At 67.8% G+C, this 15,847-nt stretch carries 15 protein-coding genes and 2 tRNA genes; 13 read left to right on the plus strand and 4 right to left on the minus strand.

The window, feature by feature from the left end; translation table 11 throughout:
* The 3 genes from I71_RS08715 to I71_RS08725 form a co-directional block, all read left to right on the plus strand.
* On the plus strand, nucleotides 1-664 hold a 664-nt coding region (locus tag I71_RS08715), incomplete at its 5' end, for an ABC transporter substrate-binding protein (RefSeq protein ID WP_042693901.1).
* A gap of 36 nt (nucleotides 665-700) precedes the next feature.
* A complete protein-coding gene (locus I71_RS08720; RefSeq protein WP_042693903.1) occupies nucleotides 701-1,678 on the plus strand; it encodes an ABC transporter permease in 978 nt (325 codons plus the stop codon).
* Nucleotides 1,675-2,502 carry an ABC transporter permease gene (locus tag I71_RS08725; RefSeq protein ID WP_042693905.1) on the plus strand — a complete coding sequence of 276 codons (828 nt, stop codon included), beginning with the start codon at nucleotides 1,675-1,677 and terminating at the stop codon, nucleotides 2,500-2,502. Before I71_RS08720 ends, I71_RS08725 begins: the two co-directional genes overlap by 4 nt.
* A gap of 4 nt (nucleotides 2,503-2,506) precedes the next feature.
* On the opposite strand, the gene I71_RS39605 is transcribed toward I71_RS08725, so the two are convergent.
* The 3 genes from I71_RS39605 to gpt form a co-directional block, all read right to left on the minus strand.
* Entirely contained in the window at nucleotides 2,507-3,274 is a 768-nt protein-coding gene (locus I71_RS39605; RefSeq protein WP_244433717.1) for a hypothetical protein, read from the minus strand.
* On the minus strand, nucleotides 3,271-4,158 hold the full coding sequence (locus tag I71_RS39610) for a hypothetical protein (RefSeq protein WP_244433718.1): 888 nt from the start codon (nucleotides 4,156-4,158) through the stop codon (nucleotides 3,271-3,273). Before I71_RS39610 ends, I71_RS39605 begins: the two co-directional genes overlap by 4 nt.
* 161 nt (nucleotides 4,159-4,319) lie before the next feature.
* Nucleotides 4,320-4,814, minus strand: coding sequence for a xanthine phosphoribosyltransferase (gene gpt / locus I71_RS08735; RefSeq protein WP_042693907.1), 495 nt, complete (start codon nucleotides 4,812-4,814; stop codon nucleotides 4,320-4,322).
* Nucleotides 4,815-5,047: 233 nt separating this feature from the next.
* Between gpt and I71_RS08740 the strand changes: the two genes are divergently transcribed.
* Nucleotides 5,048-5,124, plus strand: a tRNA-Arg gene (locus tag I71_RS08740).
* A gap of 160 nt (nucleotides 5,125-5,284) precedes the next feature.
* Here I71_RS08740 and I71_RS08745 read toward each other — a convergent pair.
* Nucleotides 5,285-7,384 (minus strand): methyl-accepting chemotaxis protein, encoded by a 2,100-nt coding sequence (locus tag I71_RS08745; protein ID WP_042693910.1) that lies wholly within the window; start codon nucleotides 7,382-7,384, stop codon nucleotides 5,285-5,287.
* Between the two features lie 525 nt (nucleotides 7,385-7,909).
* Here I71_RS08745 and I71_RS08750 point away from each other — a divergent pair.
* From I71_RS08750 to I71_RS08790, 9 genes are all read left to right on the plus strand, one after another.
* Nucleotides 7,910-7,986: transfer RNA gene (locus tag I71_RS08750), tRNA-Arg, on the plus strand.
* A gap of 131 nt (nucleotides 7,987-8,117) precedes the next feature.
* Nucleotides 8,118-9,068 (plus strand): prolyl aminopeptidase, encoded by a 951-nt coding sequence (gene pip, locus I71_RS08755; RefSeq protein WP_042693912.1) that lies wholly within the window; start codon nucleotides 8,118-8,120, stop codon nucleotides 9,066-9,068.
* Between the two features lie 57 nt (nucleotides 9,069-9,125).
* Nucleotides 9,126-9,968, plus strand: coding sequence for a bifunctional DNA-formamidopyrimidine glycosylase/DNA-(apurinic or apyrimidinic site) lyase (mutM, locus tag I71_RS08760; RefSeq protein ID WP_042693914.1), 843 nt, complete (start codon nucleotides 9,126-9,128; stop codon nucleotides 9,966-9,968).
* Nucleotides 9,969-9,980: 12 nt separating this feature from the next.
* The gene (locus tag I71_RS08765; RefSeq protein WP_049976004.1) at nucleotides 9,981-10,436 is read left to right on the plus strand and encodes a hypothetical protein; all 456 of its coding nucleotides are present in this window, start codon (nucleotides 9,981-9,983) and stop codon (nucleotides 10,434-10,436) included.
* 117 nt (nucleotides 10,437-10,553) lie between these two features.
* Nucleotides 10,554-11,330: an enoyl-CoA hydratase gene (locus tag I71_RS08770; RefSeq protein ID WP_042693925.1), complete on the plus strand. Its 777-nt coding sequence runs from the start codon at nucleotides 10,554-10,556 to the stop codon at nucleotides 11,328-11,330.
* A 195-nt stretch (nucleotides 11,331-11,525) separates the two neighbouring features.
* Nucleotides 11,526-11,786, plus strand: a complete 261-nt coding sequence (rpsT, locus tag I71_RS08775; RefSeq protein ID WP_042693916.1) for a 30S ribosomal protein S20 — start codon at nucleotides 11,526-11,528, stop codon at nucleotides 11,784-11,786.
* Between the two features lie 567 nt (nucleotides 11,787-12,353).
* Nucleotides 12,354-13,913, plus strand: a complete 1,560-nt coding sequence (gene dnaA, locus I71_RS08780; RefSeq protein ID WP_042693918.1) for a chromosomal replication initiator protein DnaA — start codon at nucleotides 12,354-12,356, stop codon at nucleotides 13,911-13,913.
* A 190-nt stretch (nucleotides 13,914-14,103) separates the two neighbouring features.
* Nucleotides 14,104-15,288 carry an extracellular solute-binding protein gene (locus tag I71_RS08785; protein WP_199902138.1) on the plus strand — a complete coding sequence of 395 codons (1,185 nt, stop codon included), beginning with the start codon at nucleotides 14,104-14,106 and terminating at the stop codon, nucleotides 15,286-15,288.
* 19 nt (nucleotides 15,289-15,307) lie between these two features.
* On the plus strand, nucleotides 15,308-15,847 hold a 540-nt coding region (locus tag I71_RS08790), incomplete at its 3' end, for an ABC transporter ATP-binding protein (protein ID WP_042693921.1).

Raw genomic sequence — 15,847 nt, forward strand, 5'->3', positions numbered from 1 at the left:
GCAGCCCTTCGACGATGTCCGCGTCCGCCGCGCCATGGCCCATGCCATCGACCGCAAGACGCTGATCGACGGCGTGCTCTACGGCAACGGCGTCGCCATCGGCAGCCATTTCCCGCCGCACCGCGAGGGTTATGTCGACCTCACCGGGATGTATCCCTACGACCCGGCCAGGGCGAAGGCGCTGCTGGCCGAGGCGGGCTATCCCAACGGTTTCGACACCACGCTGCGCCTGCCGCCGCCGCCCTATGCGCGCCGCGGCGGGGAACTGGTTGCCGCCATGCTGGCGGAGGTCGGCATCCGCGCAAAGATCGAACCGGTGGAGTGGGCGGCCTGGCTGGAAAAGACGTTCAAGGGCAGGGACTATGACCTGACCATGATCGCCCACACCGAGCCGCTGGACATCGACATCTACGCCCGGCCCGACTACTACTTCAATTACAGGAGCGAGCGCTTCAACGTCCTGAACGAGGAGCTGAACCGCACCCAGGATCCGGCCAGACGCAATGCCCTCTATGGCGAGGAGCAGAAGGTGCTGGCGGAGGATGCGGTCAACGGCTTCCTGTTCATGCTGCCGTCGGTGACGGTGCAGAAGGCCGGCCTGACCGGCATGTGGGTGAACCGCCCGGTCCAGGCCAACGACGTCACCGGCGTCGCTTGGAAATAACATCAGTCAGGTAAGACCAAGTAAGGATAGACCCGCGTGCTTGCGTTTCTGCTGCGACGGCTGGTCAGCCTGATCGTCACCGTCTGGCTGGCCAGCATCGTGGTTTTCGCGGTGCTGCAGCTGGTTCCCGGCGACCCGGCGCTGCTGATGCTGGGCGTCAATGCCCAGCCCGACACGCTGGCGGCCTTGCGCAGCCAGATGGGTCTCGACCAGCCCATCCTTACCCGTTACCTGCACTGGGTCGGCGGGCTTGCCCATGGCGATCTCGGCGTCAGCCTGACCTATGCCCGCCCGGTGGCGGAGCTGGTGGCGGAGCGGCTGGCGGTGACGCTGCCGCTCGCCCTGCTGTCGCTGATCATCAGCACGGTTCTGGCGCTGCCGCTCGGCCTGCTGGCGGCGGCGCGGCGGGGCCGGGGCGGGGACTGGGCGGTGCTGGGCTTCGCGCAGCTCGGCGTGTCGATGCCCAGCTTCTGGATCGCCATCCTGCTGATCCTGCTGTTCTCGCTGACCCTGCACTGGTTCCCGGCCGGCGGCTTTCCCGGCTGGACTGGGCCGGGCTGGGGCGGCGGCATCGGCCCGGCGCTGCACGCGCTGCTGCTGCCGGCCCTGGCATTGGCGATTCCGGAGGCCGCCATCCTCGCCCGCGTCACCCGCACCGCCGTGCTCGACACGCTGGCCGAGGACCATATCCGCACCGCCCGCGCCAAGGGGGTGGGCCGTGTCGCCGTCCTGCTGCGCCATGCCCTGCCCAACGCCCTGATCCCGGTGGCGACGGTGCTGGGCCTGCAGATCTCCTTCCTCGTCGCCGGGGCAGTGGTGGTGGAGAATGTCTTCACCCTGCCGGGGCTGGGCCGGCTGCTCTATCAGGCCATCGGCCAGCGCGACCTGATCGTGGTGCAGGGGGTGGTGGTTCTGCTGGCGCTGTTCGTCGTGCTGGTGAACGCCGTGGTCGACGTCGCCTGCGCCCTGGCCGACCCGCGGCCGGCAAACTCAGGACAGGGGCGGGTGTCGTGAGGCGCAAGCTCCCTCTTTCCCTGCATCTTGGCGCAGCGCTGACCCTGCTGATGGTCGCCATGGCGCTGCTGTCGCTGCTGTGGACGCCCTATCCGGCGGAACAGGTGCGGGTGGTCGCCCGGCTGAAGCCGCCGAGCGCCGCCCATTGGCTCGGCACCGACCATTTCGGGCGCGACGTGCTGTCGATGATCATGGTCGGCGCCCGCAACTCGCTGGCGGTCGGTGCCGCCGCGGTCGGGCTCGGGCTGCTGGGCGGGGTGCCGCTGGGGCTGCTGGCCGCCGCGCTGGGGCGCTGGGGGGACGAGGTGGTGGCGCGGCTGGGCGATCTGGTCTTCGCCTTCCCCGCCGTGCTGACGGCGATCCTGCTGACCGCGGCGCTGGGGGCAGGCGCCATCAACGTCGTCGTGGCGCTGGCCCTGTTCAACGCCGCGGTGCTGGCCCGTGTCACCCGCGGGGCGGCGCTGGCGGTGTGGCGGCGGCCCTTCGTCGGGGCGGCGCTGGCGCTGGGGCGGGGACCCTTGTCGGCGACGCTGGTGCATGTGCTGCCGAACATCGCCGGCATCGTCGTGGTCCAGGCGACGATCCTGTTCGCCGTCGCCATCGTCAACGAGGCGGCGCTGAGCTATCTCGGCCTCGGCATCCAGCCGCCCAACCCCAGTTGGGGCAAGATGCTGGGCGACGCCCAGACCTTTCTGTTCACGGCGCCCCTGCAGGCGGTGTTTCCGGGCGTCGCGATCGCGCTGACCGTCATGGGGCTGACGATGCTGGGCGATGGGCTGCGCGACTGGCTCGACCCGCGGCACCGGACTTCGGGGGTGATGTGACCCCTCACCCCACCGACCGCGTCCGCTCCGACAGTTCGATCAGGTCCATCAGCTCGTTGCTCTTCCAATAGCGCGACTTGCCGACCTCGGTGCGCGCCGTGGCGACGAGGTCGTCGATGATCGCCTGTTCCTCCGCGCCAAGCGTGCCGCCGCGCTCCAGCCGGTGCGACAGCAGGCGGGTCATGTTGTGGCTGAAGGTGGGGATCCAGGCGCTGACGCGCTGGCCGAACACGCAGGCGATGGAGTCGATGCGCAGAAGATGCTCCATCCGCTCGTCGAGCGGATCGGTCTCCTCGAACTTCATCGCCTTTTCGACATTGGCGCGCAGCTCCTCCAGCAGCGTTTCGCGCCACTTCACCAGATCGTAGGTCTCGAAGCCGAAGTCGCGCGACATCTCCTGCCAGCGCCACAGCAGCCGGTCGAGCCAGACGATGTCGGCATGGTCGATCACCGGCTGGCGCCGGGCGGCGGCGGCCAGGGCGGAGCGTTCCATCGCCACCGCGGCCACCCGCGACCCGATGATCTTCGCCGCCTGGGTCCAGGCGTTGCGGAAGGCCGGCTCGCTGCGGCGGTCCTCCATCAGCCCGGCCGAGACGGCGGCGTGGACCAGCTGGTCCAGCCGCTGCACCAGGGCCTCCAGCCGTGCCTTCTCCTTGGCGCTGGGGCGGATGGCGGAGCCGGGAACCCGGTCGTTCAGCTTCAGGATGACGGCCAGCGCAGCGGTCAGCGCGCGGGTGACGCCGATGAAATGGCCGGTCAGCGCCGCGGTCATGGCATCGCCGCGGCCGGGATCGACGCCGCTCTGCCGGAATAGAGCGCCGCCACCGGATAGTTGCGCTTCACCGACAGCACCGACAGCGGCAGCATGGCGGCCAGATCGTCGCCGCAGCGGTCGCGCAGCGATTCCGTGGCATCCAGCAGCCGGTCGGCCAGCCGGTTCGCCTCCGCTTCGCTGCTGCAGCCGGCCGGGAACTCCTCCAGCCTGTCGATGACCGGCTTTGCCGGTCCCTCGGCGCCGGTCAGGATCAGATGCATCAGCCGCAGCGTGCCGACGTCGATGTGCGGCGTCTTTTCCAGGAAGCCCGACATCAGGCGGGTGCGGCGCGACCGGTTGCGCGACATGCCGGCCAGCAGTTCCTCCACCGTCTTCCTGGTCGCCAGCACGGCGTCGAGATGCTTCACCGACGCGACGCGCATCCGCTCCTTCATCACCGTGGCGATGGGAGAGCGCAGGATGCGGTCGATCACGTCGCCGCGCGCCATCTCGTCCAGCATCTCCTGCGCCTCCACCGCCAGCAGCGGGAAGGCGTCGCGGCTCAGCGCCTCCCACAGGGCGCCGACATCGACCCGCTGCAGCATGCCGGGGATGACGACGCCGGCATGGTACAGGGCGTCGTCGTCGATCAGGAAGGCCTCGAACAGGTTGGTGAACAGGCGCCGGGCGCGGTTGGTGCGCTGGCGGTTCAGATATTCGATGACATATTGGCGGACGAGCTGGACCCGGTCGGTCGGCTCGCTGTCCATGCCCTCGATCTCGCTCAGCAGGCTGTAGACGAGGCTCGCCGGCAGACGCGCCACCAGGGCGTCGATCTTCTGCCGCAACTCGTCCTGGTGCAGATCATCCGGGCGGAGCTTGCCGGTCGAATCGTCTGTCATGCGCGGGCCGCCACGCGATGTTGGAAGGGCGCTGGCGGGCGCAGGCGCTTCGCCGCGCGCCATTGAGGGCGCAAACGGTAAATTTTAGGTAATGAACCGGGTGCGGCCTTCCCTGCCGGGTGGGAGCCGGAAGGAAAGGCCGCGCCCTGGATCGGAGCCGGTCAGCCGTTCCGCTGTTTGGCGATCGGCTGCGAGAACTGCAGCTCGATGTCCCAGGGGAAGTGGATCCAGGTGTCCTGGCTGACTTCGGTGATGAAGGTATCGACCAGCGGGCGGCCGGCCGGCTTGGCGTAGACGGTGGCGAAATGCGCCTTCGGCAGCATCTTGCGCACGATTTCCGCCGTCTTGCCGGTGTCCACCAGGTCGTCGATGATCAGCCAACCCTCGCCGTCGCCGGCATTGGCGCCCTCGACGCCCTTCAGGATCGTCGCGTTGCGCTGCTGCTGGTGGTCGTAGCTGGAGACGCAGACGGTGTCGATCATGCGGATCTCAAGCTCGCGCGCGATGATCGCCGCAGGAACCATGCCGCCGCGCGTGATCGCGATGATGCCCTTCCACGGGCCGCGGTCGATCAGGCGCCAGGCCAGCGCCTTGGCATTGCGGTGGAGCTCTTCCCACGACACCGGGAAATGCTTGTTGAAGGGGGCTTCGGCCACGGGACTGACTCTCCAAAAACAGCAAGTGGTCTGTATAACCCAGCCGCCGCCGCCCGGCAATTGCGGCCGATTCGTCCGGCATGGACCATCCGCCGCGGGGGGGATCGCAGGGCAATCGCAGGAGCGGCGAAAATTCGCGAAAAAAGCGCTTGCGGGGCAGGGGGGCTTTGAGTATGTTGCGCGCCTCGACGCCGACGGCCTGCCGCCGACGCCGGGCAGGAAAGACGCACAGCGCGCCCGTAGCTCAGCTGGATAGAGCATCAGACTACGAATCTGAGGGTCAGGAGTTCGAATCTCTTCGGGCGCGCCATCTTTCAAAAATCACGCACTGACGACCTGGCGGCCTCTGGCCGCCTTTCGTGTTTCTGGGCCTGGGCTTTGGTCTGGTCCTCGCGCTTTGCGTGGCGGCTGGCTCCCCGGATCGGGGCGGGACCGCGGCCCCGCCCCTTGCTTGCCTGAGATGTCCGCCGTTATGCGCGCCGGATTTCACCGAGGAAGCCGCCGACATCGTCCTTCAGCAGGTGCGCCTGCCGGTTCATCAGCTCCGCTGCCTCCAGCACGTCGGCGGCGACGGTGCGCGACTGCTCCACCGTCTGGGCGAGGTCGGAGATGCTGGCGGAGATGCGGTTGGCCGCCGTCGCCACCTCCTGCACGTTGCGGGCGATCTCGTTGGTCGCCGCCCCCTGCTCCTCCACCGCGGCGACGATGCCGGTGGTGACGCCGTTCATCTGCCGGATCACGGTGGACACCGACCGCACCCCTTCGACCGCGTCCTGGGTCATGGCCTGGATGCGGGCGATGCGGTCGGTGATGTCCTGGGTCGCGCGTCCCGTCTGGGTGGCCAGCCCCTTGACCTCGCTCGCCACCACGGCGAAGCCCTTGCCCGCTTCGCCGGCACGGGCCGCTTCGATGGTGGCGTTCAGCGCCAGCAGGTTGGTCTGGCCGGCGATGTCGCCGATCAGGGTGACGATGGCGCCGATGGCCTCGCTGGCTTCGGCCAGTTCGACGATGATCCTGTCGGTCCGCTCCGTCCGCTCGATGGCGTCCTGCGAGATGCTGGCGGATTCCGCCATGCGCCGGCTGATCTCGCCGATCGAGGCCGACAGTTCCTGTGCGGCCGCGGCCACGGTCTCGACACCGGCCGACGCCTCGTGGGCGGCGGAGGCCACGGCGCCGCTGTCGCCGGCCGACTGTTCCGAAATGCGCGTCACCGCCGCCGAGGTTCCCATCAGATGGGCCGCCGCACTCTCCACCGACTCCAGGCTGGTGCCGACCCGGCCGCTGAAATCGCCGCACAGCCGGTCGACCGTCGCGGTGCGGGCCACGGCGGCCTCCTGCGCGGCGATCTGCGCCTGGACCATCTCGGCATGCTGGCGCCCATTGTCGCGCAGCACCAGCAGGGCCTGCTGCATCCGGCCGATCTCGTCGCCGCGCCCGTCGTTCGGCAGCGCGACCTCATAGTCCCGCTGGGCCAGCCGGTCGATCGCCACGGTCAGGACATGGATCGGCCGGGTCACCCGGCGCCACACCACGACCAGCCCGGCGACGGACAGCCCGACCGCCAGCGCCAGGATGGCGGATTGGACGAACAGCTCGCGCTCGGCCTGCTTCGCCTTCCAATTGGCGTGGGCGACCATCTCCTCCAGCGCGGCGGTGACCAGGGCATTGAGCGGCGCCTGGTCGGCCGCCTCGCGCTTCACCCAGACATCCGCGGTGATGTCCGGCTTGCCGCCGGTCGACAGCGCGTCGAGGACGATCTTGCGCCGGGCGCCGCCGGTCTCGAAGAACTTGCTCCTGGCGGCCTCGACCGCCTCGACGATGCGCTTGGGCGCGTCGGGACGCTTCGCCGCGTCGGCGATGACGCTCCAGGCGGTGTCGATCCGCCCCCGTTCCTCGGCCGCCGTCAGGATTTCCGCCTGGGTCCAGGGCCGGCCTTCGCCGATGGCGGTGCTGGCCGACAGGATTTCGGTCGAGGTGCGCAGCCGGACGACCCAGGCGGCGCGTTTCAGCGCCAGAAGCTGGTCGGTGGTCGGATCGACCAGGGCCATGCCGGCATCGACGGCGTCGGTCGCCGCCTGCACCGCGGCCAGATAGGCGTCGGTGGTCTTCGGCCAGGACTCGACGGTCGCGCGGTCGCGCGTGGCCTTGGGCATGCGCAGCGCGCTGTCCACCCGTCCGCGCAGCTCGGCCAAGGCATCGTGTTTCGACCGGATCGCCGCCGCATAGCTGCCGAAGCGGGCCGGGTCGAGCCGGTCGAGCGCGGCAATGCCCGGCGCGTAGGCGGCCTCCGCCTTTTCCCGCAGGTCGGTCACCGATTTCGCCGTCGCCTGGTCGGCCGCCGCCTCCGCCCTCAACGGAACCAGCGTCGTGGCGCGTTCCAGCCGGACCGAGCGCAAGGCCTCGTAAAGCTGCTGGCTGGTCGCGGCGAGGGTGGCGACGCGGCTGGCGCCACGTTCGTTGCGCACCGCATCGACGAGGTCCGAGAGGCTCGTGAAGACGGCGAGAATCCCGATCATCCCGATCACCACGCTGAGAAGCGCCCTCAGCGATGTCTTCCGAAGCTGAATCATAGGCGGGTCACACTTTCCTGTCTTGCGGAGATACCGCTTCGTTGATATCGCGCGTCCCATCCCGGAAATGGCAGTCCTTCTGCCTGCAATCCAGCCTTGGATTACAAGGAGAAGCCGTCACTGTTTTTTATCTTTGTTTACATGCTATTAAAATAGGGGAAAGCCATTATGGCCGTTTGTTGCGAGGATGTTGCAAAAGGCCCCGTGACGACCGGGCCATGTTCGAGTGAAGCACTCGAAAGCCTTAGACTTTGCGACAATTTGACGCGAAAGCCAATATACCAGTGTGCGTGCGTTGGAACCATGTGGCCGGCCCGGCATCGCAAGGGCCGAGTTGCCGACCGACCGGTCTCGTGTCGGGCATCATGTCGGGCCTCGCATCGGGACGAATTTTTTTCAAGAAAAGCGCTTGCACCCCCGGAGGCTTTTGAGTAAGTTGCGCGCCTCGACGCCGACGGCCTGCCGCCGACGCCGGGATGGACGGCAGATAATCATTTGATTTCAAGCCGTTGCAGGATACACAGCGCGCCCGTAGCTCAGCTGGATAGAGCATCAGACTACGAATCTGAGGGTCAGGAGTTCGAATCTCTTCGGGCGCGCCATTCTGCCAAACCGTGAATTCGACATGCAAGGCCGCCTCCGGGCGGCCTTTGTCGTTTCCGGACTTCGTCGTGCTGGCGCGAGCCCCGGTGGCTCCTCTACACTCAACGCCCGCACCACTGGATGCATGGCCATGCCCCGCAGCGACTTCTATCCGCCCATCGACCCGTTTCAGACCGGCACGCTCGCCGTCGACGGGATCCACACGGTCTATTGGGAGCAGGCGGGCAACCCGCGCGGCGTGCCGGTGATGTTCCTGCATGGTGGTCCGGGGGCCGGCGCCTCGCCCACCCATCGCCGCTTCTTCGATCCCGCCCATTACCGCATCGTCGTGATGGACCAGCGCGGCGCCGGCCGGTCCACGCCGCTGGGCGAAACGCGCGAGAACACCACCGAGCGGCTGGTCGAGGACATCGAGGCCCTGCGCCGGCACCTCGGCATCGAGCGCTGGCATCTGTTCGGCGGCTCCTGGGGGTCGACCCTGGCGCTGGCCTATGGGCAGGCCCATCCGGACCGCTGCCTGGGCCTGATCCTGCGCGGCATCTTCCTGATGCGAAAAAGCGAGATCGACTGGTTCCTCTATTCCATGCGCGTCCTGTTCCCCGAGGCTTGGGCCGCCTTCTCCGGACATATTCCGGAAGACGAGCGCGACGACCTGCTGGAGGCCTATTGGAAGCGCCTCGACTCGTCCGATCCGTCGGTCCGCATGGCGGCGGCGCGGGTGTGGAGCGTCTATGAAGGCCGATGCTCCTCGCTGCTGCCGTCGCCCGACCTGATCGCGGCCAGCGGGGAGGACCGCCATGCCCTGGGGCTGGCGCGGATCGAGGCGCATTACTTCCGCTCCAACCGCTTCACGCCGGAGGACAAGCTGCTGCGCGACGTCGACCGCATCCGCCATCTGCCGGCGGTGATCGTCCAGGGGCGCTACGACATCGTCTGTCCGGTGATCTCCGCCGACGCGCTCCACCGCGCCTGGCCGGAGGCCGACTACCGCATCATCCCCGACGCCGGCCACTCCGCCATGGAACCGGGCATCCGCGCCGCGCTGATCCAGGCGACGGAGCGCTTCAAGGAGTATCGGTGACGCTTTCCCTGCCTCCCCGGGCTTTACCTTCGGCCGCTCCCACCCCACACTCTGGCGATGCCTGAACTTCCCGAAGTCGAGACGGTGTGCCGGGGCCTCGCCCCGCATCTCGAAGGCCGGCGGCTGGTCCGTGTGGAACAGCGGCGGCCGAACCTGCGCACCCCCTTCCCGCCGCGCTTCTGCGAGCGGCTGACCGGCCGCCGCGTCGAGTCGGTGCGGCGGCGGGCGAAATACATCCTGATGCATCTGGACGATGGCGCCGTGCTGATCGCGCATCTCGGCATGTCCGGCCGCATGATCATCGCGCCGGAACGGCCCGACGCCTTCGACAAGCACGACCATGTGGTGTTCGAGACCGACGCCGGGACGGTCGTCACCTTCAACGACGCCCGCCGCTTCGGGCTGATGGACCTGACGGTGGCCGACGCGCTTGGCGACCACCCGATGCTGCGCAACCTGGGGCCGGAGCCGCTGGGCAACGAATTCTCCGGCCCCGAGCTTGCCCGCCGGCTGGCCGGCAAGATCACCCCGATCAAGGCCGCCCTGCTCGACCAGAGCATCGTCGCCGGTCTCGGCAACATCTATGTGTCGGAGGCCCTCTACCAGTCCGGCATCCTGCCGACCCGGACCGCCGCAAGCCTGACGCCCGAAGAGGTCGACCGCCTCGCCACGGCGGTGCGCGAGGTGCTGGAGCGCGCCATCGCCGCCGGCGGCTCCTCGCTGCGCGACTACCGGCAGGCGTCGGGGGAGCTTGGCTATTTCCAGCACCAGTTCGCCGTCTACGACCGGGAGGGGGAGGGCTGCCCCGATTGCGACTGCGACCCTGCCCGGACGGGGGGTGTTCAGCGGATAGTACAGTCGGGCCGCTCGACTTTCTTTTGTGCGGCGCGCCAACGGTGATATAGCTGGGGCATGACGGCTCTACCGGCCATGCTCCGGGCGGCGTCCGCCGCTTTCCTCCTTGCCGGCCCCGCGGTCGCGGGCCTGGGGAGCTTCCTTGTTCCCATTCCTCCGGCGCTGGCGGCCCAGCTGGTCGTGGCCGATTCGGGACCCTTCGTCCCCGGCACCACCGACGTTCCGGTGATGCCGGGACTGGCGTCCGCCGAATCGGAACCGCTGGTCTTCGACAAGCCGGGCGGGCGGATCGTCCAGGCCGTGCTGTCGGGCGGAGTGCCACGTCGGGCGGTGCTGGCCTTTTACGACCAGACCCTGCCGCAGCTGGGCTGGCGCCGCACCGCCGACCGCGTCTTCGTCCGTGACGGCGAGGAGCTGCGGCTTGAATTCCCCCAGGGCATCCAGCCTGCGAAGGCCGCCCAGACTACCAAGGACGGCGGAACCGCCGTCCGCTTCACTTTGACGCCGCGCTGATCGCGGGAACAGCCGCCATACTCGCGTCAGCCCGCAACCCAACACCCCAACAACCACGAGTCCCGGAAGCAACCGGACTCGCCCCATCGGGAGAGTGCTGCAGCCATGTCCGCAACCATGTCCTATGAAACCATCCTCGTCGAGACGCGCGGCCCGGTCGGCCTGATCACGCTGAACCGCCCGAAGGCGCTGAACGCGCTGTGCGACCAGCTGGTGACCGAGCTGGGCCAGGCGCTGGACGCCTTCGAGGCCGACGGCGCCATCGGCGCCATCGTCGTCACCGGGTCGGAACGCGCCTTCGCCGCCGGTGCCGACATCAAGGAGATGGCCGGCTTCTCCTATATGGATGTCTACAACTCCAACTTCATCACCGCCAAGTGGGAGCGGCTGGCCAAGTGCCGCAAGCCGACCATCGCCGCGGTCGCCGGCTTCGCGCTCGGCGGCGGCTGCGAGTTGGCGATGATGGCCGACTTCATCCTGGCGGCCGACACCGCCAAGTTCGGCCAGCCCGAGGTCACCATCGGCACCATCCCCGGCGCCGGCGGCACCCAGCGCCTGACCCGCTTCGTCGGCAAGTCCAAGGCGATGGAGATGGTCCTGACCGGCCGCATGATCGACGCCGCCGAGGCCGAGCGCTGCGGCCTCGTCTCCCGCGTCGTCCCGGCCGCCGAGCTGGTCGAGGAGGCGGTGAAGGTCGCCACCAAGATCGCCTCGCTGTCGCAGCCGGTCATCGCCATGGCCAAGGAGTCGGTCAACGCCGCCTATGAGACGACGCTGGCCGAGGGCGTCCGCTTCGAACGCCGCCTGTTCCATTCGACCTTCGCCACCGAAGACCAGAAGGAAGGCATGGCCGCCTTCGCCGAGAAGCGTCAGGCGAGCTGGAAGAATCGCTGAGTCGCTGACACCGCGTTGACTCTGCCGTCTGGGCCGTCCCCTGCATCTTGCGGGGGACGGTTCAGATCCCATCAAGATGTCGTTCAAGTACGATTAGTCAAAATCATCGGGCGTCCACGCCTTGACTCGGGGTGCGCTGCCGCGTATAAGGCGCGCTCGCATCACGACAGCCGTGTCGTTCGGAGTAGGGTTTCCATGGCCAATCATAAGTCCGCTGAAAAGCGCATTCGTCAGACCGAGCGTCGCACGGAAGTCAACCGTGCCCGCATCAGCCGCATCCGTTCCTTCGTGAAGAAGGTCGAGGGTGCCATCGAGAGCGGCGACAAGTCCGCCGCCGCCGAGGCGTTCAAGTCCGCTCAGCCGGAGCTGATGCGCGGCGTGTCGAAGGGCGTGCTGCACAAGAACACCGTGTCGCGCAAGCTGTCGCGTCTGTCGGCTGCGATCAAGGCTCTCTGATAGAGTCTTCATCCGCTCGTTTCAAAAAGCCGCGCCCGTGACTCGGGGCGCGGCTTTTTGCGTTTAAAGTAAATATGTGGATGCTCGACAATTGTCTTAGATTGTTTTTAGGATCGCGTATGAGATTCCGGATCGATCATGCGGTCAATACGAACGTTTTTATCTTTTTGGCCCGTTCGCCATCTGTCCCATTGCCAGATTTCCGCGGCATGGTTAGACTTTTGGTTCATTCGGTCGGGCGAATTAGGGTGAGGTAACACTCTGTGTCCGTCTGAACACAGCAGTGAAATACTGAAGGTCTTACGCCGGATCAGGGCTTGTTGAGTCCCGGTCGTTCGCACGATCTTCTTTTACTTACAAGCTGTCGCGCCGGGGACGGGATTTACAATCCCGTCGACTCTGGCGTGTGCTTTTCGGATAGAGTGTTCCGTTCGGTTTTTCCGTGTCCGGAGTCTTCCGGGCTGGACCAGACGGGCGGCTATTCCCGGTGCGGGGCCGGTTGCGGGGGCGATCCCGCACCGTCCCGGCGGCGGGGCCGGCTGGCGGTAGGAGCGGGAGTAAGGGAGCATGTCGGTCGGCGTGTCGTTGGATCAGCAGTGGGCGCGCATTCGCGGACGCCTGAAGGAAGAGGTGGGCGAGATCGCCTACCGGAGCTGGCTTCAGCCGCTGTCCGTCGCCAGCCTGGTCGGCGGCGAGGTGTGCATCGTCGTGCCCACGCGATTCATGCGCGACTGGGTGCTGACCCACTATGCCGACCGTATCCGCGCCCTGTGGTCCGGTGAGAATCCGGAAGTCCAGTCGATCGACGTCATCGTCGCCTCCACCAACCCGCCGGCGGCGCTCGTCGCCGACAATGACGACATCGACGACGACCGCGCCTCTGCGGCGCCCCGCGGATTCGACCAGCGCGGGTTCGACCCGCGTACCGGGGACTCGCGCCCGGCTCCCCGTCCGGCCCCGCCGCCGGGGGCATCGCCGCGCCAGTTCGAGTCCGGCCCGTCCGCCGACGCGGCGCCGTCCACCGTCTACACCTCCGCCTCCTATGGCGGGGCGTCGGACGAATCGCCGAACGCCGTGCCGACGATCCTGGAGGACCGCTCCGACCTGTCCGCGGCGCTCGACCCGCGCTTCACCTTCGAGAATTTCGTTGTCGGCAAGCCGAACGAGCTGGCCCACGCCGCCGCCCGCCGCGTCGCCGACGCCACCGCCGTGACCTTCAACCCGCTGTTCCTCTATGGCGGGGTGGGCTTGGGCAAGACCCACCTGATGCACGCGCTGGCCTGGCAGATCCGCAAGAACGACCCGAACCGCAAGGTGCTCTACCTGTCGGCCGAGAAGTTCATGTACCAGTTCATCCGGGCGCTGCGCTTCAAGGACACGATGGCCTTCAAGCAGCAGTTCCGCTCGGTCGACGTGCTGATGATCGACGACGTGCAGTTCATCAGCGGCAAGGACAGCACGCAGGAGGAGTTCTTCCACACCTTCAACGCGCTGGTCGACCAGAACCGGCAGGTCATCATCTCCGCCGACAAGAGCCCCTCCGACCTGGAAGGGATGGAGGAGCGCCTGCGCTCCCGCCTCGGCTGGGGGCTGGTCGCCGACATCCACCCGACCACCTACGAGCTGCGCCTCGGCATCCTCCAGGCCAAGGCCGACGCGCTCCAGGCCAGCATCCCGATGAAGGTGCTGGAGTTCCTCGCCCACAAGATCACCTCGAACGTGCGCGAGCTGGAAGGGGCGCTGAACCGCATCGTCGCCCATGCCGAGCTGGTCGGCCGTTCCATCACGCTGGAGACGACGCAGGAGGTGCTGCACGACCTGCTGCGCGCCAACGACCGCCGTGTCACCATCGACGAGATCCAGAAGCGGGTGGCGGAGCATTACAACATCCGCGTCGCCGACATGCATTCCGCCCGCCGCGCCCGCGCCGTGGCCCGCCCGCGCCAGATCGCCATGTATCTGGCCAAGCAGCTGACCGCCCGCTCCCTGCCGGAGATCGGCCGCAAGTTCGGCGGCCGCGACCACACCACGGTCATGCATGCGGTCAAGAAGGTGGACGAGCTGCGCGCCACCGACCCGTCCTTCGCCGAGGATGTCGAGCTGCTGCGGCGCATGCTGGAAAGCTGACGGTCGGCCGGGAGGCGCCGATGGCCCCACCCGATATGACGGCTCTATGAAGGTTGGTGGAGCCGCGTGTTCCCCCATGGACGGATCGCTTTTGTCTCAGGCACACTTTGCGCCTTGAACGGGGCTGCGCGAAGCCGCCGCCGCGGGAACCTGACAAAACGCCATCCAAGAGCCAGGGAGACCGGACGTCATGTCCAAGATCGATCACGCCATGACCGCTGAGCAGCGGTCCAGCGCCGAGACCCAGCGCGCCGCCAAGAGCTTCACCCGCCGCCTGCTGCTGCAAAGCGCGGCGGCCGCCGCCGGTGTCGCCTCGGTCGGTCCCTTCATCCTGCGCGAAGGCCGTGCGGCGTCGGGTTCGGTGAAGATCTTCTCCTGGGCCGGCTACATCAGCCCGGACATGCTGGCCGACTTCGAGAAGAAGACCGGCGTCAAGGCGACCCTGACCGAATACGGCACCAACGACGAGCTGCTGAACCAGCTGAAGGCCACCGGCGGCGCCGGCTTCGACATCATCCACCCCACCGTCGACCGCGTGCCCAACTATGTCGAGTTCGAGCTGGTGCAGCCGATCGACGAGTCGAAGGTGAAGTGGGACGGCTGCCTGAAATCGTCGGTCGAGGGGTCCGCCGGCATGGGCGGCGTCGTCGGCGGCAAGCGCTATTTCGCTCCGGCCGACTGGGGGACGGAGGCGCTGGCCTATGACATGAAGAAGGCGCCGCTCGCTTACGGCACCGCCAGCTACGGCGACCTGTGGGCGCCGGCCAACGCCGGCAAGGTGACGGTGCGCGGCCATTCCTCGCTGATCGGCATCGCGCTGTGGCTGGAAAGCCAGGGCAAGCTGCCGCACCCGGTCCGCGACCAGTTCAAGGACGAGGCGAAGGCGCGCGCCAACTTCGACGCCATCCTGAAGGTGGCCGCCGCCAACAAGAAGTCGGTCGCCCAGTTCTGGACCAACGAGAACGAGGCCCAGGGCGCCTTCCGTACCAACGGCTGCGTCATCGGCCAGACCTGGGACAGCAGCGCGGTCGCGCTGCGCAAGGAAGGGCTGCCGGTCCGCTTCGTGGCCCCGAAGGAGGGTGCGCTCGCCTGGATGGAAGGCTTCGCCATCCCGAAGAAGGCGGAGAACCTGGAGAACGCCTATGCCTGGATCAACTGGTTCTATACGCCCCAGGCCGGCGCGCTCTACACCAACCATTCCGGCATCTCCAGCACCGCGGTCGGCGCCGAGGCACACCTGACCGACCTGAACAAGCAGTTCTTCGCCGACGCCTATCCGGGCGACGCGCTGCAGAAGCTGTGGTGGTGGCCGATCCAGGAGGCGTGGTACGTCTCGATCCGCAACGAGTATCAGGACCGCTTCCTGGCGGCGTGATCGGCACCCGGCAGGACTCATGAGCCAAGACGTCCAACTCGACCATGTCACCATGCGGTTCGGCGACACCGTCGCCGTCCGCGACGTGTCGCTGACCATCGGGGCGGGGGAGTTCTTCAGCTTCCTCGGCCCCTCGGGCTGCGGCAAGACCACCATCCTGCGCATGATCTCCGGCTTCATGGAGCCGACCGACGGCGCCGTCCGCATCGGCGGCCGGGACATGAAGGGGATCGGGCCGAACAAGCGGCCGACCGCGCTGATCTTCCAGAACCTGGCCCTGTTTCCGCTGATGACGGTGGCGGACAACATCGGCTTCGGGCTGGAGGTGCGCGGCGTGCCGGCGGCCGACCGCAAGCGCCGCGTGCGCGAGCTGCTGGAACTGGTGGCGCTGCCCGACACGGCGGAGAAGCGGGTGACCGACCTGTCCGGCGGCCAGCGCCAGCGCATCGCCATCGCCCGCGCGCTTGCGGTGGAGCCGGCGGTGCTGCTGCTCGACGAACCGCTGTCGGCGCTGGACCTGAAGCTGCGCCAGCATATGCGCGCCGAATTGCGAGAGTTG

The sequence above is a fragment of the Azospirillum sp. B506 genome (assembly GCF_000333595.1).
Classification (GTDB): domain Bacteria; phylum Pseudomonadota; class Alphaproteobacteria; order Azospirillales; family Azospirillaceae; genus Azospirillum.

What these genes read in the sequence shown, in the direction of transcription:
- I71_RS08785 (WP_199902138.1), top strand. Translation starts at nt 14,104, where the DNA reads ATGTCCAAGATCGATCACGCCATGACCGCTGAGCAGCGGTCCAGCGCC.
- dnaA (WP_042693918.1), top strand. Translation starts at nt 12,354, where the DNA reads ATGTCGGTCGGCGTGTCGTTGGATCAGCAGTGGGCGCGCATTCGCGGA.
- mutM (WP_042693914.1), top strand. Translation starts at nt 9,126, where the DNA reads ATGCCTGAACTTCCCGAAGTCGAGACGGTGTGCCGGGGCCTCGCCCCG.
- I71_RS39610 (WP_244433718.1), bottom strand. Translation starts at nt 4,158, where the DNA reads ATGACAGACGATTCGACCGGCAAGCTCCGCCCGGATGATCTGCACCAG.
- rpsT (WP_042693916.1), top strand. Translation starts at nt 11,526, where the DNA reads ATGGCCAATCATAAGTCCGCTGAAAAGCGCATTCGTCAGACCGAGCGT.
- I71_RS08745 (WP_042693910.1), bottom strand. Translation starts at nt 7,384, where the DNA reads ATGATTCAGCTTCGGAAGACATCGCTGAGGGCGCTTCTCAGCGTGGTG.
- I71_RS08765 (WP_049976004.1), top strand. Translation starts at nt 9,981, where the DNA reads ATGACGGCTCTACCGGCCATGCTCCGGGCGGCGTCCGCCGCTTTCCTC.
- I71_RS39605 (WP_244433717.1), bottom strand. Translation starts at nt 3,274, where the DNA reads ATGACCGCGGCGCTGACCGGCCATTTCATCGGCGTCACCCGCGCGCTG.
- I71_RS08770 (WP_042693925.1), top strand. Translation starts at nt 10,554, where the DNA reads ATGTCCTATGAAACCATCCTCGTCGAGACGCGCGGCCCGGTCGGCCTG.
- pip (WP_042693912.1), top strand. Translation starts at nt 8,118, where the DNA reads ATGCCCCGCAGCGACTTCTATCCGCCCATCGACCCGTTTCAGACCGGC.